The following is an 18,049-nucleotide window of genomic DNA, read 5'->3' on the forward strand; positions in this document are numbered from 1 at the left end:
AGACCATCGGTGGTTGAGCGCCCTGAAGGGCCCCTTCGAGGTATGGGCGACTCAGAGCGAGAGGACGTTCTCCAGGCCTACCGTCAGGCCCGTGCGGTCCAGGATCTCTCGCACGCCGAGCAGGACGCCCGGCATGAACGACTTCCGGTCCAGTGAGTCGTGCCGGATGGTCAGGGTCTCGCCCTCACCGCCGAACAGGACTTCCTGGTGTGCCACCAGGCCGACCAACCGGACGGAGTGGACCGGGACGTCGTCGACCAGGGCGCCGCGGGCACCGTCCAGGGCGGACGTCGTCGCGTCCGGGGCCTTGCCGAGGCCGGCCGACGCGCGGGCGGCCGCGATCAGGGACGCCGTGTGGGCGGCGGTGCCGGAGGGGGCGTCCGCCTTGCCGGCGTGGTGCAGCTCGATGATCTCGGCCGACGGGTAGTACCGGGCGGCGAGCTCGGCGAACTTCATCGACAGCACGGCGCCCAGCGCGAAGTTCGGCGCGATCAGCACGCCAAGCGAGGGCTTGTGCGACAGCCACTCGCGGACCGTGTCCTGGCGGTCCACCGTGAAGCCGGACGTGCCGACCACACAGCGGATGTCGTGCTCCACGCAGAACCGGAGGTTGTCCATCACGGCGTCGGGGTGGGTGAAGTCCACGACCACCTCGGCGCCGGCGTCCGCGATGTCACCCAGCCAGTCGTCGGCGTCGACCTTCGCGACGATCTCCATGTCCGGCGCCGCCTCGACGGCGCGGCACACCTCCGCGCCCATCCGCCCACGGGCACCCAGCACACCGACACGGATCGGGTTGTCTCCAGACCGCGCCACTCGAGATCACCTCACCACTTCGGTCGGGACGTCGTCCGCGTGAGCGTAGGGGCCCACCAACGCCGTCGCGACCGGACGGTTCAACAGCTCCGCCGCCAGCTCGGCGACGTCGTCGGCACGGACCGCGTCGATCCGCTCCAGCGTCTGCTCCACGGTCAGGTATTCGTGGTAGCTCAGCTCGCCCTTGCCGATCCGCGACATCCGCGAGCTGGTGTCCTCCAGCCCCAGCACAAGGTTGCCCCGCAGCTGGCCCTTCGCCCGCGCGACCTCGGCGTCGGAGAACCCGTCAGCCGCGACCTCCGCCAGCACCGAGTGGACGACGCCCGCGACCGAACCGAGGCGGTCCGGCTGACAGCCCGCGTACACCGACAGGTGGCCGGTGTCCGCGTAGGACGCCACCGACGAGTACACCTGGTAGGCGAGCCCGCGCCGCTCCCGCACCTCCTGGAACAACCGCGAGCTCATCCCGCCGCCCAGCGCGGTGTTCAGGACGCCGAGCGTCCACCGGCGTGGGTCGTGGCGGTCGAGCGCCCGCATGCCGAGCATCAGGTGCGCCTGCTCGGTGTCGTCGCTGTGCAGCACGAACTTCTGCGGCTTGGCGATCCGCGCCCGCCCCGTCCGGGGTGCGTTCGGCGCCTGGTCGCCGGTCAGCCGGTCACGCAGCAACCGCCGCGCGTGCCGCAGCACGGTCGCGTGGTCGATGTTGCCGGCGGCGGCGATCACCATCTTCGGCATGGCGTAGCGGCGCCTGTAGAACCCGTTCAGCGCGGTCCGGCTCATGCCGGTGATCGACTCCTCGGTGCCGAGCACCGGCCGCCCGAGCGGGTGGCCGTTCAGCAGGGCCTCGCAGAACGTGTCGTGCAGCAGGTCCTCGGGGTCGTCGTCGCGCATGGCGATCTCCTCGAGGACCACGCTGCGCTCGATCTCCATGTCCCGCTCGGCGAGCACGGCGTCGAACACGACGTCGCACACCAGGTCCATGGCGAGCGGCAGGTCGGTGTCGAGCACGTGCGCGTAGTAGCAGGTGTGTTCCTTGGCGGTGAACGCGTTGAGCTCACCGCCGACCGCGTCGATCTCCTCGGCGATCTGCACCGCGGTGCGCTTCGCGGTGCCCTTGAACAGCAGGTGTTCGAGGTAGTGGGCGGCCCCCGCGACGGACTGCTGTTCGTCGCGGGAACCCACGCCCACCCAGACGCCGACCGAGGCCGACCGGACGCCCGGCACGTGCTCGGTGATCACTCGAAGACCGCCGGGGAGCACGGTGCGCTTGACCTCGCACCCGCTCTCGGTTCGCTCGAGCAGCCGGGTGCTTCCGTTCTTCGCCAACGTGGTTAGGCCTCGGCGGGGGTGTCGGACTTGGCGGGCTCGGCCTTCTCGGCCGGCTTGTCGCCCTCTTCCTTGACCGGCACCAGGCTGATCTTGCCGCGCTGGTCGATGTCGGCGATCTCCACGCGGAGCTTGTCGCCGACCTTGACCACGTCCTCGACCTTGCCGATGCGCTTACCGTTGCCCAGCTTCGAGATGTGGACGAGGCCGTCCTTGCCGGGCAGCAGCGAGACGAACGCGCCGAACGCGGCCGTCTTGACCACCGTGCCGAGGAACCGCTCGCCGACCTTGGGCAGCTGCGGGTTGGCGATGGCGTTGATCTTGGAGATCGCGGCCTCGGCGGACGGGCCGTCCGCCGCACCGACGTAGATCGTGCCGTCGTCCTCGATGGAGATGTCGGCGCCGGTCTCCTCGGTGATCGAGTTGATCATCTTGCCCTTCGGGCCGATGACCTCGCCGATCTTGTCGACCGGGATCTTCACGCTGGTGACGCGCGGCGCGTAGGCGCTCATCTCGTCCGGGCCGGCGATGGCCTCGGCCATGACCTCCAGGATCGTGTAGCGGGCGTCGCGGGCCTGGGCCAGCGCGCCGGCGAGCACGTCGGACGGGATGCCGTCGAGCTTCGTGTCCAGCTGCAGCGCGGTCACGAACTCCTTGGTGCCGGCGACCTTGAAGTCCATGTCACCGAACGCGTCCTCGGCGCCGAGGATGTCGGTCAGCGCGACGTAGCGGGTCTCGCCGTCGACCTCGTCGGACACCAGGCCCATGGCGATGCCCGAGACCGGCGCCTTCAGCGGCACACCGGCGTTGAGCAGCGACATGGTGGACGCGCACACCGACCCCATCGAGGTCGAGCCGTTGGAGCCCAGCGCCTCGGAGACCTGGCGGATGGCGTACGGGAACTCGTCCCGCTTCGGCAGCACCGGCACCAGGGCCCGCTCGGCGAGCGCGCCGTGGCCGATCTCGCGCCGCTTCGGCGAGCCGACGCGGCCGGTCTCACCGGTGGAGAACGGCGGGAAGTTGTAGTGGTGCAGGTAGCGCTTGTGCGTCTCCGGGGACAGCGAGTCGATCTGCTGCTCCATGCGCAGCATGTTCAGCGTGGTGACACCCAGGATCTGGGTCTCGCCGCGCTCGAACAGCGCCGAGCCGTGCGCCCTCGGGATCAGGGCGACCTCGGCGGACAGCTGCCGGATGTCGGTGAGGCCACGGCCGTCGATGCGGACCTTGTCGCGGAGGATCCGCTGGCGGACCAGCTTCTTGTTCAGCGACCGGAACGCGGCGCCGACCTCCTTCTCGCGGCCCTCGAACGCGCCGCCCTCGACCGCGCCCACCTTCTCCAGGGTGGCGGCCTTGATCTCGTCGATCTTCGCCTCGCGCTCCTGCTTGCCCGCGATCGTCAGCGCCTGGGCGAGTTCGTCGGACACGGCGGCCGTCACGGCCTCCAGTGCGTCCGGCTGGTACGCGGGGTAGGTCGGGTACTCGGCGGTCTCCTTCGCGGCGACCTCCGCCAGGCGCGCCTGCGCCTCGCACAGCACCTTGATGAACGGCTTCGCGGCCTCCAGGCCGGACGCGACGACCTCCTCGGTCGGCGCCTGCTGGCCACCGGCGATCAGGTCGAGCACGTTCTCGGTGGCCTCGGCCTCGACCATCATGATCGCGACGTCGGCGTTGTCGCCGTCACCGACCACGCGGCCCGCGACGACCATGTCGAACGCGGCCTTCTCCAGCTGCTCGTGGGTCGGGAACGCGACCCACTGCTCGCCGATCAGCGCCACCCGGACGCCACCGACCGGGCCGGAGAACGGCAGGCCGGCGAGCTGGGTGGAGGCGGACGCGGCGTTGATGGCCACCACGTCGTACAGGTCCTGCGGGTTGAGCGACTGGACCGTGATGACGACCTGGATCTCGTTGCGCAGACCGTCCACAAAGGACGGACGCAGCGGTCGGTCGATCAGGCGGCAGGTCAGGATCGCGTCGGTGGACGGCCGACCCTCACGGCGGAAGAACGAACCGGGGATCCGGCCCGCCGCGTACATCCGCTCCTCGACGTCGACCGTCAGCGGGAAGAAGTCGAAGTGCTCCTTCGGGTGCTTGGACGCCGTGGTGGCGGACAGCAGCATGGTCTCCTCGTCGAGGTAGGCCACCACGCTGCCCGCGGCCTGCCGGGCGAGCCGGCCGGTCTCGAAGCGGATGCTGCGCTTGCCGAAGCTGCCGTTGTCGATGACGGCGGTCGTCTCGTGAACTCCAGCTTGGCTGAAGTCGGTCATGTAAGAACTCCTCGTTTCTCACGGGCGCGCGCGCACCCCATACGGGGCAACAGGGCGTGGGATCGTGGTCCGAACGAGGCCGGTCTTCGATCGAAGTCCCCGGGGTTCTCATTCACCCGGAGACCACTACCGAGGACCGGCTATCTGATGATCCCCGCACGCGGCGAGCGCTCGCCCTATGTGTCTTTATCAGTCCGATATAGACGCGGGGGGAGCGGTCTTTGCTGACCACTCCCCCTCCGGGTCCCTATCGGCGCAGGCCGAGTCGCTGGATGAGCGACCGGTAGCGTTCGATGTCCACCTTCGTCAGGTAGTTGAGCAGGCGGCGCCGACGGCCCACCAGCAGCAACAGACCCCGACGCGAGTGGTGGTCGTGCTTGTGCACCTTCAGGTGCTCGGTCAGGTCGCTGATGCGCTTGGTCAGCATCGCGACCTGGGCCTCCGGGGAGCCGGTGTCCTTCTCGTGGACCCCGTACTCGCCCAGGATGCTCTTCTTCTGCTCGGTGGACAGCGCCACTCGTTGTTCTCCTCGGTTGAGATGTGCCGTGTCGGTTCCCGAAATCCGGGATATCGCAGGTGCCAGCCACCACGGACCGCAGCCGGACCCAAAGGCCAAGGTTAACAGGTGGGTAATCAGCGCTGCTTACCGGGCGCGCCGGACAGCGGCACCCGGTCCACCGGTGTGTACACCGGCCCGGCCGGTGTCAGGTCGCTTTGGAACAGCACCACCTCGTTGGTGAGCCACCACCGTCCACGATACCCGTCGAGCTCGGCGACCGCGGCCCTCGCGAGCTCGTTTCCTCCCCGCCCGCGCCGCCACCTGGCCACGGTGACGTGCGGGACGAAGTCCTCCTCGTCGGTGGGCGGGTCGATCAGAGCACCGGCCAGTGCGCGGAGGGCGGCGACGTCCTCGGTGTCGACGCCGATCCACAGCACACCGGAGAACCTGCCGGCCGAGCTCAGCCGCACCCGGCACGCGCGGTGTCCGGCGGCCCGCTCGCGGAACCAGGCGCCGCGCTGGTCGGCGTCCTCGTGGTTGCCGTAGAAGCCGAGCGTGATGTGCCACCGTTCCGGAGGCACCCACTTCAGTTCGGACGCACCGCCCCGCATGCCGGCCAACCGGTCGGCGAACTCGGCGCGGACCTCGTCCGGCAGCTCGATGGCGGAGAACAGTCGGGCCATGGACCGAGCATCCGCCATGTCCCCTACTGGGGCTGGCCGGCCCTCCGCAGCAGGTCCGCGAGCTCGGGGAACCGTCCGTTGAGCATGCCGGCCGCGGCGGTCAGGTCGGTGGCGTCGGCGACCCGGCGCAGCGCGGCGACCGCGACCCGGTCGTTGCGACCGATGTCCACGGGCAGGTTGTCCCTGGTCACCGACGGGCGGGAAGCGCGGACCTCGTCCAGCGCGCGGACCATGGCCTCCTTCTTGCCGGCCGCCACGTCCGGCACCAGGATCTTGCGCTCGAGCATGATCAGCCGGGCCAGCACCGCAGGGTTGCCGATCTTGGCGCGGCGGCCGCTCATCACCTGGCTGAGCATGGGCGCACTGATGCCGAGCACCTCGGCGAGGTATGCCTGGGAGATGTCGAAGGCCACGACGAGCCTGCGCACGCGGTCGCCAAGCGGCTCCCCGTACCACTCGCGTTGCAGCGCCAGGTTGCGCTGGACAATCTTGTGGTCCTCCACCTTTGGCAACTCCCCTGAGTCCCGCTCAGCTGACACAGTGCGTTCGTCCCCGACCTCAGAGCATCTTGCCAGTAGTGCGCCCGATACGTGGCAAATCCCGACAGCTGTTCGCATCTGTGCACGGTCACGACAGCAGGTCGCGAGTTCTCCGCACGTCCCGGTGCATCTCCTCCACCAGAGCCTGGGTGGAGGGGAACTTCTCCATGTCCCGCAGCTTCGCGACGAAGTCGACGGCGACCCGCTGGCCGTAGAAGTCCTCCTCGACGTCGAGGACGAACGCCTCGACGCGCCGCTCACGGCCGGAGAACGTGGGGTTGGTCCCGACACTGACCGCGGCCTTGAGCGGAGGCCGGCTGGGTGCGTTGAGCAGGGAGAACCATCCGGCGTACACACCGTCGGCGGGTATCGCGGCGTAGCGCGGGGTGGACAGGTTGGCGGTCGGGAAGCCCAGTTCGTGGCCCCGCCGGTCGCCGCGCACCACGATGCCCTCCAACCGGTGCGAGCGGCCGAGAGCGGCCGCGGCCGCGCCGACGTCGCCCGCGTTGATGCAGGCCCGGATGTACGTCGACGAGAACGTGATCTCCTCGCCGGCGCGGTGGTTGGGCACGGTCACGAGCTTGGCGCCCTCCACCGAGAACCCGAACCGCTGCCCGAGCTGGGTGAGCGTCGCCACGCTGCCGGCGGCCTGGTGTCCGAACCGGAAGTTCTCCCCCACGACCACGGCCGCGACGTGCAGCTTCTCGATGAGGATCTCGTGCACGAACTCGTCCGGCGGCACCTTGGACAGTTCGAGTGTGAACGGCAGCACGCAGAACACGTCGATGCCGAGCGCCTCGACCAGTTCGGCCTTGCGGTGCAGTGTGGTCAGCTGCGCCGGATGGCTGCCGGGACGGACCACTTCGGACGGATGCGGGTCGAACGTGAGCAGCACGCTCTTCACATCACGTTCCCGAGCGAGCGTCACCGCCCGGTGGATGAGCTCCTGGTGCCCGAGATGCACTCCGTCGAAGACCCCGATGGTGGCCACACATCGTCCCCAGCCACCGGGCAGGTCCTCGAGCCCTCGCCAGCGTCGCACGCGATCAGCCTACGCATCCCCGGTCGGCACGCGGGTGTGACGTCGGTCTGGACTCTCCCTCTGTAGGAGAGTCCATGCTGGCGCCGTGGACCCGGACCTGTTGCCGATCGGGCAGTTCGCCAGGTTGAGCCGGCTGAGTGTCACGCAGCTCCGGCACTACGACGAGCTGGGGCTGCTGGCGCCCGCCTATGTGGACGTCGGCACCGGCGCGCGCAGGGAAGGCAGGCGTTGTCGATCGGTCTGTTGCGCTCGCTGGACGTGCCGCTGCCGGTCATCGCCGAGGTGCTGTCGGGTTCGGCAGGTGCGCTGGACGGCGTGCGAGAGGAACAGGAGGCTGAGCTGGCCCGGCGCCGCCGAACCCTGGCCGCACTGGAACGAGTGCTGGCCGGGGGGTTGCCGACCCCGCCCGTGCGGGTGGTGGGTGGAGGATGAGCGGCCGGGCCTGGAGGTGCCACGCGAGCAGTGGCGGTGGCACATCCTGCTGCCGCTGTCGGCCGCGCCCGGGGAGGGCGCGGTGGAGTCGGCGCGCGAGGCGGCCCGCACGTCGTGCCGCGCCGTCGACCGGGTCCGGCTGGCCACGGTCACCGAGGGCCGGTGCGTCGAGTTGTCGCACGACGGCCCCTTCAGCGAGGAACACCTGTCGCTGAAGGTCATGGAGGAGTTCATGGTGGCGCGAGGGCTGGTCCCCAACGGCCCGCACCACGAGATCTACCTGACCGCCTTCGACGACCCGGCGCCGCGCACGGTCCTTCGCCAACCCGTGCGCGCCGCCTAGGAAACGCGGCGGCCGTTGTGCCAGACGGCGCGGATCCTGGTGTCCAGCGCCGACACGTCCAGGTCGGTGCCGTGCAGGACAACCAGGTCCGCCCGCTTGCCGTCGGCGATCTCGCCGCGGTCGTCGGACAGGCCGAGCAGGCGAGCGGCCTCCCAGGTCGCCGCACGCAACGCGCCGCCGGGTCCGAGTCCCGCCGCCGACATGTGGTGAATCTCGCGCAGTACCTCGGTGTGCGGCCGTTCCGGGTTGTCGGAACCCATGGCCACCGGCACCCCGGCGGCCAGCGCCAGCTCGACCGCCCGGCGGTGGGCCTCGGGGGCTCCTGGCGCGGCGGCGTCCGGGTCGGACTGGGTGACGGACAGGGTCGGCACCAGCCAGGTGCCGGCTTCGGCCATCGCCGCGGCGGCGTCCTCGTCCAGGTAGGTGCCGTGCTCGACACTGCGTGCCCCGGCCCGTGCCGCCGCCTCGATGGCACGGGCGCCGTGTGCGTGGACCATCACGCCACGTCCGCCCAGTCGCCGGGCCTCGTCGACCAGGGCGTGGAACTCGGCCTCGGTGATCTGGACGTCGTGTACCCCACGGCCCAGCGACATCGAGCCGCTGGCGGCCACCTTGATCCAGTCGGCGCCGGCCCGCACCATCCGCCGGACCACCGCACGCGCCTCGTCCGCCCCGTTGAACACCGGGTCGGGCATCGCCGGGTCACCGAAGAAGTCCACGGGCCCCGAACGCGGACCCCAGTGATCACCGATGCCGCCGGTGGTGCAGACCTGCCGCAACGACACGAGGATCTCGGGGCCCTCGACCCAGCCGCGCTCAACCGCGAGCCGCACTCCGGCGTCCGCGCCCCAGGCGTCCCGCACCGTGGTCACACCACGGCACAGCAACGTGGTCAGCACCGGGACCGCCGACAACGGACGGGCCGAGCGGGGCAGCCCGAACGGGTCCTTCTTCGTCTCCGCAAGGCAGACGTGGGTGTGGCAGTCGATGAAACCGGGCACCAGCAGGGATCCCGCGCAGTCCACCACCTCGTCCGCGTCCAGTCCCCGCCCCACCGCGACGATCCGCTCTCCCGCCACCACGACGTCGGCCTCGGCGACCTGTCCGGAACGGACGTCGAACACGGAACCACCGGCAAGCAGTTTCATGTCCTCGTTGGACTTTCTTACGAGGTCGTCAGCACGACGAGAGAGCGTGCGGCCGGGCCCTCGTCGACGGCGAGGGCGATCGCCCGGCCGTCCGGGTCGAACACGCCGTAGGTGCCCTTGATGCCGGCGGCAGGGAGGCGTTGCCCCTGCAGCAGTGCCTGCACCTGCGGGCGGGGCAGGTCGTGGCGCGGGAACGCGGCCGCCACCGCGTCGGACAGCGGCAGCGAGAGCGCGGGGTGCTCCGCCAGCTTCTCCAGCGTGGTGACCACGCGCAGGTCGAACGGGCCCACCCTGGTGCGGCGCAGCGCCACGAGGTGCCCGCCGACACCGAGGTCGGCACCGAGGTCCCTGGCCAGCGCACGAACGTAGGTGCCGGAACTGCACTCCACCATCACGTCCAGCTCCAGCCCGCTCTCCTCGCGCCGGGCGGACAGCAGGTCGAACCGGGACACCTCGACCGGCCGAGGCGGGATCTCCACCTGCTCGCCGGCGCGAACCCGTGCGTAGGCCCGCTTGCCGTCGATCTTCACGGCACTGACCGCACTCGGCACCTGCTGGATGTGCCCGGTCAACTTCGCGATACCAGCGGCGACGGCCTCGTCGGTCACCGCCGAGGTGTCCGAAGTAGACAGCGTCTCACCCTGGGCGTCGTCGGTCGTGGTCGAGGAGCCGAGACGGATCGTCGCGAGGTAGGCCTTGGTGTCCAACGCCAGGTGCCCCAACAGCTTCGTGGCCCGCTCGATGCCGAGCACCAGAACGCCGGTCGCCATCGGGTCGAGGGTGCCGGCGTGCCCGACCTTCCGCGTGCCCATGATCCGCCGCACCTTCGCGACGACGTCATGGGAGGTCATCCCATCGGGCTTGTCGATCACGACGAGTCCAGGAGGGACGATGACACGTTGTTTGGCGGCTGCGGGAGGCACGGTCAACTATCCTGACACATGCCCGAACGGCATTACCCCGCACGCCTGGCGGCGTTGCCCGGTGTGCTGTGAGCGAGCCGAACCCATGCGCTAGGCCGGGGCGAGGTCCCACGAGCGGCGGCGGATCTGGACCGGGACCTCCTCGCCACGGGAGGCTGCGTCGAAGACCGCCGCGCGGGCTCGGCGCCACCACACCGACGTGCGCCACAGGCCCAGTACCAGCACCGCCACCACCGACAGGAACGCGATGCGGAACCCGGTCGCCGGGCCGAGCGGTGCGGTGAGGTCCAACAACAGGCCCACGGCCAGCGCGGACACCGTGATCGCCACGAAACCGCCCACGTTGACCACGCCCGTCGCGGTGCTCACGCGTCGCATCGGGTTGTAGTCGCGGGCCAGTGCGAAGGCGATCGCCGAGGCCGGGCCGCCCATCGACAGGTGTGCGAAGGCGGCGACCAGCAGCCACAGCGGCACCTGACCGCCGGGCCAGCCGAGCAGCACGCCCCACACCGCCAGCGCCGACACCAGGTAGCCGACCACCATCGGGGTGCGCCACTCGGGGTGGTGGGTGATCACCGTGCCGATCGCGGGGCCGCCGACGATCGCGCCGACCACCAGGAGCGACAGCAGCAGACCGGCCGCCGGCTCGCTGAGGTACTGCGCCTGCACCAGGTACGGGAAACCCCACAGCAGGCCCAGCATCGCGGGCGCGAACATCGTGGAGAAGTGCACCCAGAAGCCGAGCCGCGTCCCCGGCGTGCGCCACGCCTCGCGGACCTGGGCGAGCACCGTGCCCAGCGTCTCGGTGCGGTCGACGGGCTCCGGCATGACACCAGCCGGGTTGTCCCGCACCCGCAGGAGCAGCACCACCGAGTACAGCGCCGTGACCGCACCGGCGACGGCGAACGTCCACGTCCAGCCTGCGTTCGCGAGCAGCAGTGACAGCGGCACGGTCGAGGCCAGGTTGCCGAGCGCTCCGATCGCCGCGGTGAACGAGGCGATCGCGGCGTAGCGGCGGACCGGGAAGTGCGCGGCGACCAGGCGCAGCACGCTCACGAACGTCATCGCGTCGCCGATGCCCAGCACCGCACGCGCGAGCAGGCCGAGCGGGTACGTCGTGGCGAACGCGAACAGGAGCTGCCCCAACCCCATGAGCACGGCGGAGGCGGTCAGGACCCGTCGTGCGCCGTATCGGTCGACCAGCATGCCGGTCGGCACCTGCATCGCCGCGTACAAGGCGATCTGGAGCACGGTGAACGTGCCCAGCGCCGCCGGTCCAAGGTGGAAACGCTCGCTCGCCTCGATGCTCGCCACGCCGAGCGAGGTGCGGTGGAACACCGCGGCGAGGTAGACCATGAGCGCGGTCACCCAGATGATGATTGCCCGTTTTGTGTGCTGCGGGGCCAAAACTCTCCGTTCACGGGTCGCCGGTGGACTGTCCACTTGCTAAAGCGCTTCAGAGCCGGAGATCGTTAGCCAAACTAACCGTGCGCTTCGCCACATCGTCACACCCGGACCGCGCCGACGACGGCCCAGCGTCCCGAACGTGTGCGGACGATCACCGCACCGAGGCGGACGAGCATGAAAAGCGACAGTCCACACCAGATCCCGGCGAGTCCCCAGTCGAACTCGAACGACAGCCACACGAACGGCAGGAACCCCACCGCCGCGGCCAGAATCGTTGCTGTGCGCAGAAAAGCGGCGTCACCGGCACCGAGGAGCACACCGTCCAAAGCGAACACCACCCCCGCGATCGGTTGCAGCGCCACGAAGAACCACCACGCGTGCGGGACCTCGCCGAGCACCGACGAGTCCGAAGTGAACACGTGCGGCAGCACCCCGGCCAGCACGGCGAACACCACACCGAGACCGCAGCCGAAGATCAGCCCGTAGCGAGTGACCTGCCACGCGAGACCACGGGCCTCCCGCTCGTCGTCCCGGCCGAGTGCCGCGCCGACGAGCGACTGCGCGGCGATGGCCAGCGAGTCGAGCAGCAACGCCAGGAACGACCAGAGCTGCAGGACGATCTGGTGCGCGCCGACGGCGGCCGTCGAGTGGTGCGCGGCCACGGTGGTCGCCGAGACGAAGCACGCCTGGAACGCGAGGCTGCGGAGCACGAGGTCACGCCCGACCGTCAGCTGCTCCCGCATCACGGCCGGCCGCGGTCGCAGCGGCACCCGCTCGACCCACAGCGCGCGGAGGAACAGCGTCGCGCTGATCACCTGAGCGACGACGTTGGCGACCGCGGACCCCTCGAGTCCCCGGTCCAGCCCGTACACCAGCACCGGACACAGCGCGGCGGAGATTCCGTTGCCCGCCAACACGTAACGCAGCGGCCGGCGCGCGTCCTGCACGCCACGCAGCCAGCCGTTGCCGGCCATGGTGACGAGGATGAACGGGATGCCGAACAACGCGATGCGCAGCCAACCGACCGCCGCGTCGGCGACGTCGCCCGGCCCCGCGAGGAGTTCCGCGACGGGTCGGGCGAGCAGCTGACCGATCCCGACGAGCACCAGACCGACCGCGATGGCGAGCCAGGTGGCCTGCACGCCTTCGGCGACCGCGTCGGCACGCCGGCCGGCGCCGTGCAGGCGGGCGGTGCGGGCGGTGGTGCCGTAGGACAGGAAGGTCAGCTGCGTGGAGACCTGGGCGAGCACGATCGCACCGATCGACAGCGCGCCGAGCGACACCGCGCCGAGGTGCCCGACGACGGCCGTGTCGACCAGCAGGTAGAGCGGTTCGGCGGCGAGAACGCCCAACGCGGGTACGGCGAGGCCGAATACCCGTTTCGGCGGCACGGTCACGACGCTCTCCCCGCGTAAGGTGTGCTCAGTAGCTTCACCCCTGACGGTAGCTGTAAGGATCGTTCATGGACAACGCCGATTACCTCGATGTGGCGCTCAGGTTGACGAACGCCACACTGCCGGACGTGCCGGCGCTGCGCGCGGCCCTGCACGAGGAGCCGTGGTGGTCGGAACGGGCTGGCGAGGAGGACCTGGCGGCGCTGCGGCCGGTGGCGGCAGGTCTGCGTAGGACACTCGCCCACGCGGTGGCCGCCGAGCACGACGGGGTGCTGCGCGAGATCAACGCACTGCTGGCGGCGCATCCCCTGCGACCGAGGTTGTCGGCCGGACACTCCGCGGAGCCGAACTGGCACATCCACATGGCGGACCCGACCGAGTCCCCCGCGACCGAGGTGGCGGCCGCGGCGGCGTGGGGGCTCGCCCACGGCATAGTCCACTATGGACTGGGCCGCTGGGGCCACTGCGGCGCGGACGGCTGCGACAACTACTACCTCGACACGTCGACCAACCGTGCCAAGCGTTTCTGCTCGCCCCGCTGCGCGAACCGCGTACACGTCGCGGCCTTCCGTTCCCGCCAGCGGGAAGGCTGACCGGCCGGCCTCCGGCCCCCGGTCACCAGCGTAGCGACCACCACCGACATTTCCGGCCCGCACCGCCCGCCCCTGTGGACAACTCGCGTGTCCAACACCCAGAACCCGCGTGTCCAACAGTGCGGACCGGTGAGTTCAACAAACCGAATTGTTGAACTCGCGGGTCTGGAGCGTTGGACACGCGAGTCGCTAGTCGTCGTCCTCCGGGGACGGGGTCGGGGCCTGTCGCTCGTAGGACTGCTGGATCTCGATCTGGGGATCGACGGCGGCCGGGTGCCAGATCTCGTCGATGACGGTCATGGCCGAGCTCATCGCCACACTGCCGACCCGGCGGCGCTGCATGCGCTTGCGCAGGCGGACGAGACCCCAGCACACGACCGACGTCCCGACCGCGACCAGCAGGAACGGCAACAACACGTCCATCTCAGCCCTCCGGGAAGACGACGGCGAGCAGGCCCGCCACGATGGCCGCGGCGTCGACCTCGGGGTCCATGCCGCGACGCAGGATCAGACCGCCGGCCGCCGCGCCCAGAAGCACGACCACGTCCGGCAACGGCAGCGCCGGGCGCAGACCCAGCCGGCGGCAATGTCGGTCCAGCACCGCGGCGATCTGCTCCTCGTGCCGGCGCTGCGCGGCGACGATCTCGGCGGCGGTGTCGGGACGACCGGCCACGGCGGCCACGAACTCAGCGGCCTCGACGCCCCACCGCGTGCCGTCGTCGGCGATCGTGGTCGGGGTGAGCGCCCGCACCAGACCCGGTTGGTCGGTCGCCTGCGCGAGGGCCTCGTCCAGCATCTCCAGGTGGGCTTCCGCCTGCGCGTCCACGATCGCCAGCCACAAGCCCTCCTTGCCGCCGAAGTGCTTGTAGACCGCGCCACGGGTGTACCCGGCCTCGGCCGCGATCTCGTCGACCGTCGTGGCGAGGAACCCCCGCTTCGCGAACACGGTCCGTGCCGCGCCGAGGAGCCGCTCGTGCGTCTGCCGCTGCTGTTCGACCCGCGTCAGCCTCGCCACCCGCACCTCATTCAGTAACGATGTGTTTCTAGAAACACTATGTTACTGGACGCGGCGAGTCGGTGCCCGGGTGCGGGTTCCGCCAGTGGCCTCGGGTGAAGTCCGGGAACGCGACCGACTGCCCCTTGAGCCGGATCGACTGCACGGACAGTGGGAACGGCGCGCTCAACGCCGCGCCGTCGTACACGTCGATGTCCGGCGGCAGGCCGAGGCGCAGTGTCTGCACGAGACGCCAGAACATGAGGTAGTCCATGCCGCCGTGCCCGCCCGGTCCCGGCCCGACGTCGGTCCACAGCCAGTGGTCGTAGGACGCGTAGGCGTCGAACGAGCCCCACTGGTGGTTGCTCTGCGCCGGCTCCAGGTAGATGCGGGGCGGGTAGTCCTCGAACACGCCCTTCGTGCCGGCCAGGTGGTTGAGCCGCGAGTACGGGTGCGGGGTGGACTCGCCGTGCACGAGATGGACGACCCGGCCGCGGGCGGTCTGGATCAGGCTCATGGTCACGTCGCCCTTGACGTAGCGCTCGCGCCAGGTCTCGTCGCCCGGCGGCATACGAGCGGTTCGGTACTCGGCCATCCCGAGTGCGGGGGTGCTCATCGACGTCATGTGCGTGAACCGGTCGCCGCGATGGAGGTCCATGTACGCGGCGACCGGGCCGAGCCCGTGCGTCGGGTACACGTCTCCGTTGAAACGGGTGTGGGCAGCCCGCCGCCACTGGCCGTGGAAGATGGTCTTGGAGAACAGCAGGGCACGCAGGTCGTGCAGGTAGGCGCCGGAGCCGTACAACAGTTCGCCGAACAGGCCGGCGTGCGCCATGCGCAGCACCCGCATCTCGTTGCGGCCGTAGCAGCAGTTCTCCAGCAGCATGCAGTGGCGACGGGTCGCCTCGGACGTCTCGACCAGGTGCCACAGGTCCCGGACCGTGATCCCGATCGGCATCTCGACACCGACGTGCTTGCCGGCCCGCATCGCGGCGAGCGCCATCGGCGTGTGCCACTCCCACGGGGTGGCGACGTAGACGAAGTCGACGTCGTCGCGCTGGACGAGGTTCTCGAAGTCCTCCTCGCCGTCGGTGTACAGCGCGGGTGCCGGGCGGCCGGCGTCGGTGATGATCTTGGCGGCCGCGCGCGCGTACGCGGGGCGGAAGTCGCACAGCGCGGTGACCCGCGCGCCGGGGACCCGCAGGAGCATCGGCAGTATCCCGGCGCCCCGGTTGCCGGTGCCGATGATCCCGAACCGCGGGTTGGCGAACCGCTCGAACGGCACCCCGATCATCGACGGGGCCCGGCGCGTGGACGCGGCGCCGGCGGTGCCCTCCGCGACGCCGAGCCCGAGCCCCGCGATGGCCGCACTCCGCAACATGGCTCGACGCGACACGTCCATTGCACGCTCCCTGATTACTTGTGCTTGAAAGTGCGCTGCTTCAAGCACTATCACACAGAGCGTGGTGGGGTGGCTACTATGTGAGGATGACCGAGCGGGTGAGATTGCGCGGCTCGTCGGGGTTCAGGCCGCGTGCCTGTGCCACCTCGGCCGCCAGCCGGTGGGCGCGAACCAGCGACACGAGCGGATCGCCGCCGAACAGTTCCAGGTGCGCGCCCGTGGCCAGCACATCCTTGGCCAGCCCGTCCGGCGCCTCGCCGAAGACCCACACCGCGCGACCCGGCGCGGCGATCGAGATCGGGCCGTGGCGGTACTCCATCGCGTGGTAGGACTCCGTCCACGCCTGCGCCGCCTCACGCAGCTTCAGCGCGGCCTCGTTGGCCAGGCCGATGGTCCAGCCGGTGCCGAGGAACGTGACCTGCTCGGCGGCCGTCAGCTCGGGTGCTAGCGGCGACTCGAGGGCCTGCCGCGCCGCGGCCGGTAACGCGGAGAGGGACTCCCCGAGCGAGGCACGCAGCAGGACCAGCGCCGTCGTGGCGAAGCGGGTCTGCACCACCGACTTCTCGTCCGCGAAGTCGAGCGGGATGACCGCGTCCGCGGCGTCGCTGACGGGGGTCGCCGGGTCGGCGGTCAGCGCCACCGTCGGGATCGAGCACTGGGACAGCACCGAGAGCACCTCGGTCGTGGTGCCGGAGCGGGTCAACGCGACCACGCGGTCGTAGTGCCGCCCGAAGGGGAACTCGGACGCGGGGAACGCGTCGGTCTCCCCCAGCGCGGCCTTCTCACGCAGGGCCGCGTACGCCTGCGCCATGTAGTACGACGTCCCGCACCCGATCACCGCCACCCGCTCGCCGGGTTCCGGTAGCCCCGAAACCGACATGTCCAGTGCGCGCGACCAGGTGTCGGGCTGGCTGGCGATCTCGTCCCGCAGGTACGTCATGTGCTCTCCCTCGTTGCTCGAACCTGCATGAACAGTATCAATTTCAATCATCATCGAGCAGTGGGCAGGGACAGCAAAAGGGGCCCGGGTCACCCCGGGCCCCTTTTGGGAAAACGAGATCAGTCAGGCAGGCGAGCGCCGGTCTCCGCGTCGAACAGGTGCACCGCACCCCGCTCCGGCACCAGACCGACCTTCTCGCCGCGCTGGAACGCCGACATGCCCGGCGCGCGCACCGTGATGGGCGGCGGGGCGGCCGTGTCGGCCTCGGACCCGTCGGAGTCCAGGTGCGCCGCGGTGGTCGAGCAGTACAGGAACTGGTCGGAGCCGAGCTCCTCGACGACCTCGACGGTCGCTGAGATGCCCTCGCCGGCCGGCTTCAGCGTCCAGCCCTCTGGCCGGATGCCGACGACCACGTCCTTGGTGGTCAGCGCCGAACGCTGCTCCGCGGTCAGCTCGATGGTCTGCCCGCCGATGACCGCGCCGTCACCGTTGACGGTGGCCGGCAGCAGGTTCATGGCGGGCGAGCCGATGAAGCCCGCGACGAACAGGTTCTTCGGCTTGCCGAACAGGCCGATCGGCGTGTCGCACTGCTGCAGGATGCCGTCCTTCAGCACGGCCACGCGGTCGCCCATGGTCATGGCCTCGACCTGGTCGTGCGTGACGTAGATCGTGGTGACGCCGAGACGGCGCTGCAGCGAGGCGATCTGGGTGCGGGTCTGCACACGCAGCTTCGCGTCGAGGTTCGACAGCGGCTCGTCCATGCAGAACACCTGGGGCCGGCGCACGATCGCGCGGCCCATGGCGACGCGCTGGCGCTGACCACCGGACAGCTTGGCCGGCTTGCGGTCCAGGTACGGCTCCAGGTCGAGCAGCTTCGCGGCCTCCTGGATGCGCTCCAAGCGCTCGGCCTTCGGCACCTTCTTGATCTTGAGGTGGAAGCCGATGTTGTCCGCCACCGTCATGTGCGGGTAGAGCGCGTAGTTCTGGAACACCATCGCGATGTCCCTGTCCTTCGGCGGGAGGTCGGTGACCTCGCGCTCGCCGATCCGGATCGCGCCCTCGTCGACGCCCTCGAGACCAGCGAGCATGCGCAGGGTGGTCGACTTGCCACAGCCGGACGGCCCGACCAGCACCAGGAACTCGCCGTCCTCGACCTCGAGGTTGAGTTGGTCGACCGCGGGCTTCTCCGTCCCCGCGTAGAAACGGCTGGCGCCGTCGAAGGTCACTGTCGCCATGGTGATCCTTTCCATTCGCCGGTCACAAGACCGCACCTCGTCGTCGCGGCCCGGTCGACAACCGGC

Annotated in this window: 19 protein-coding genes and 1 pseudogene; 4 read left to right on the forward strand and 16 right to left on the reverse strand. The window is 70.2% G+C overall.

The genetic code is table 11. The annotated features are described in order from the left end of the window. Window positions 1-51 precede the first annotated feature (51 nt). From dapB to VF106_RS28535, 7 genes are all read right to left on the reverse strand, one after another. The gene (gene dapB / locus VF106_RS28505) at window positions 52-816 is read right to left on the reverse strand and encodes a 4-hydroxy-tetrahydrodipicolinate reductase (protein WP_330842944.1); all 765 of its coding nucleotides are present in this window, start codon (window positions 814-816) and stop codon (window positions 52-54) included. A gap of 6 nt (window positions 817-822) precedes the next feature. Then, entirely contained in the window at window positions 823-2,142 is a 1,320-nt protein-coding gene (locus tag VF106_RS28510) for a M16 family metallopeptidase (protein ID WP_330842945.1), read from the reverse strand. Between the two features lie 5 nt (window positions 2,143-2,147). Next, a complete protein-coding gene (locus VF106_RS28515; protein ID WP_330842946.1) occupies window positions 2,148-4,409 on the reverse strand; it encodes a polyribonucleotide nucleotidyltransferase in 2,262 nt (753 codons plus the stop codon). Window positions 4,410-4,656: 247 nt separating this feature from the next. Further along, entirely contained in the window at window positions 4,657-4,926 is a 270-nt protein-coding gene (gene rpsO, locus VF106_RS28520; protein WP_330842947.1) for a 30S ribosomal protein S15, read from the reverse strand. A gap of 116 nt (window positions 4,927-5,042) precedes the next feature. Continuing rightward, on the reverse strand, window positions 5,043-5,591 hold the full coding sequence (gene thpR, locus VF106_RS28525; RefSeq protein WP_330842948.1) for an RNA 2',3'-cyclic phosphodiesterase: 549 nt from the start codon (window positions 5,589-5,591) through the stop codon (window positions 5,043-5,045). Window positions 5,592-5,614: 23 nt separating this feature from the next. Next, window positions 5,615-6,094: a helix-turn-helix transcriptional regulator gene (locus VF106_RS28530; RefSeq protein ID WP_330842949.1), complete on the reverse strand. Its 480-nt coding sequence runs from the start codon at window positions 6,092-6,094 to the stop codon at window positions 5,615-5,617. Between the two features lie 124 nt (window positions 6,095-6,218). After that, window positions 6,219-7,172, reverse strand: a complete 954-nt coding sequence (locus VF106_RS28535; RefSeq protein WP_330842950.1) for a bifunctional riboflavin kinase/FAD synthetase — start codon at window positions 7,170-7,172, stop codon at window positions 6,219-6,221. Window positions 7,173-7,257: 85 nt separating this feature from the next. On the opposite strand from VF106_RS28535, the pseudogene VF106_RS28540 reads away from it, so the two are divergent. From VF106_RS28540 to VF106_RS28550, 3 genes and pseudogenes are all read left to right on the forward strand, one after another. Continuing rightward, window positions 7,258-7,344: pseudogene (locus VF106_RS28540) on the forward strand (MerR family DNA-binding transcriptional regulator); the annotation flags it as partial. Window positions 7,345-7,400: 56 nt separating this feature from the next. Beyond that, window positions 7,401-7,604 carry a hypothetical protein gene (locus VF106_RS28545; RefSeq protein ID WP_330843055.1) on the forward strand — a complete coding sequence of 68 codons (204 nt, stop codon included), beginning with the start codon at window positions 7,401-7,403 and terminating at the stop codon, window positions 7,602-7,604. Beyond that, complete coding sequence (locus tag VF106_RS28550) at window positions 7,594-7,947, forward strand: hypothetical protein (RefSeq protein ID WP_330843056.1); 354 nt, start codon at window positions 7,594-7,596, stop codon at window positions 7,945-7,947. Before VF106_RS28545 ends, VF106_RS28550 begins: the two co-directional genes overlap by 11 nt. Here VF106_RS28550 and VF106_RS28555 read toward each other — a convergent pair. The 4 genes from VF106_RS28555 to VF106_RS28570 form a co-directional block, all read right to left on the reverse strand. Continuing rightward, window positions 7,944-9,095: an amidohydrolase family protein gene (locus VF106_RS28555; RefSeq protein ID WP_330842951.1), complete on the reverse strand. Its 1,152-nt coding sequence runs from the start codon at window positions 9,093-9,095 to the stop codon at window positions 7,944-7,946. The two genes, VF106_RS28550 and VF106_RS28555, sit on opposite strands and share 4 nt — an antisense overlap. Window positions 9,096-9,112: 17 nt before the next feature. After that, window positions 9,113-10,018 (reverse strand): tRNA pseudouridine(55) synthase TruB, encoded by a 906-nt coding sequence (gene truB / locus VF106_RS28560; RefSeq protein WP_330842952.1) that lies wholly within the window; start codon window positions 10,016-10,018, stop codon window positions 9,113-9,115. 90 nt (window positions 10,019-10,108) lie between these two features. Further along, window positions 10,109-11,425, reverse strand: a complete 1,317-nt coding sequence (locus VF106_RS28565) for an MFS transporter (RefSeq protein WP_414639078.1) — start codon at window positions 11,423-11,425, stop codon at window positions 10,109-10,111. 98 nt (window positions 11,426-11,523) lie between these two features. After that, entirely contained in the window at window positions 11,524-12,822 is a 1,299-nt protein-coding gene (locus VF106_RS28570) for an MATE family efflux transporter (RefSeq protein WP_330842953.1), read from the reverse strand. 65 nt (window positions 12,823-12,887) lie between these two features. Here VF106_RS28570 and VF106_RS28575 point away from each other — a divergent pair, with 65 nt between their 5' ends. Then, on the forward strand, window positions 12,888-13,412 hold the full coding sequence (locus tag VF106_RS28575) for a CGNR zinc finger domain-containing protein (protein WP_330842954.1): 525 nt from the start codon (window positions 12,888-12,890) through the stop codon (window positions 13,410-13,412). A 189-nt stretch (window positions 13,413-13,601) separates the two neighbouring features. Here VF106_RS28575 and VF106_RS28580 read toward each other — a convergent pair whose 3' ends face one another. The 5 genes from VF106_RS28580 to VF106_RS28600 all read right to left on the reverse strand — a co-directional run bounded on the left by VF106_RS28580 (window position 13,602) and on the right by VF106_RS28600 (window position 17,983). Continuing rightward, entirely contained in the window at window positions 13,602-13,835 is a 234-nt protein-coding gene (locus VF106_RS28580; protein WP_330842955.1) for a hypothetical protein, read from the reverse strand. Window position 13,836: 1 nt separating this feature from the next. Next, window positions 13,837-14,427, reverse strand: a complete 591-nt coding sequence (locus tag VF106_RS28585) for a TetR/AcrR family transcriptional regulator (RefSeq protein WP_330842956.1) — start codon at window positions 14,425-14,427, stop codon at window positions 13,837-13,839. A 37-nt stretch (window positions 14,428-14,464) separates the two neighbouring features. After that, window positions 14,465-15,808: a Gfo/Idh/MocA family protein gene (locus VF106_RS28590; RefSeq protein ID WP_330842957.1), complete on the reverse strand. Its 1,344-nt coding sequence runs from the start codon at window positions 15,806-15,808 to the stop codon at window positions 14,465-14,467. Between the two features lie 76 nt (window positions 15,809-15,884). Further along, a complete protein-coding gene (locus VF106_RS28595; RefSeq protein WP_330842958.1) occupies window positions 15,885-16,748 on the reverse strand; it encodes an SIS domain-containing protein in 864 nt (287 codons plus the stop codon). Between the two features lie 119 nt (window positions 16,749-16,867). Continuing rightward, window positions 16,868-17,983: an ABC transporter ATP-binding protein gene (locus VF106_RS28600; RefSeq protein ID WP_330842959.1), complete on the reverse strand. Its 1,116-nt coding sequence runs from the start codon at window positions 17,981-17,983 to the stop codon at window positions 16,868-16,870. Window positions 17,984-18,049 lie beyond the last annotated feature (66 nt).

The sequence above is a fragment of the Actinophytocola sp. genome, from assembly GCF_036378875.1.
GTDB lineage: Bacteria > Actinomycetota > Actinomycetes > Mycobacteriales > Pseudonocardiaceae > Actinophytocola.

Bases quoted from the DNA above. Each gene is read 5' to 3' on its own strand.
- VF106_RS28595 (WP_330842958.1), bottom strand. From the start codon at position 16,748: ATGACGTACCTGCGGGACGAGATCGCCAGCCAGCCCGACACCTGGTCG.
- VF106_RS28555 (WP_330842951.1), bottom strand. From the start codon at position 9,095: ATGAAACTGCTTGCCGGTGGTTCCGTGTTCGACGTCCGTTCCGGACAG.
- VF106_RS28575 (WP_330842954.1), top strand. From the start codon at position 12,888: ATGGACAACGCCGATTACCTCGATGTGGCGCTCAGGTTGACGAACGCC.
- thpR (WP_330842948.1), bottom strand. From the start codon at position 5,591: ATGGCCCGACTGTTCTCCGCCATCGAGCTGCCGGACGAGGTCCGCGCC.
- VF106_RS28515 (WP_330842946.1), bottom strand. From the start codon at position 4,409: ATGACCGACTTCAGCCAAGCTGGAGTTCACGAGACGACCGCCGTCATC.
- VF106_RS28580 (WP_330842955.1), bottom strand. From the start codon at position 13,835: ATGGACGTGTTGTTGCCGTTCCTGCTGGTCGCGGTCGGGACGTCGGTC.
- VF106_RS28600 (WP_330842959.1), bottom strand. From the start codon at position 17,983: ATGGCGACAGTGACCTTCGACGGCGCCAGCCGTTTCTACGCGGGGACG.
- VF106_RS28590 (WP_330842957.1), bottom strand. From the start codon at position 15,808: ATGGACGTGTCGCGTCGAGCCATGTTGCGGAGTGCGGCCATCGCGGGG.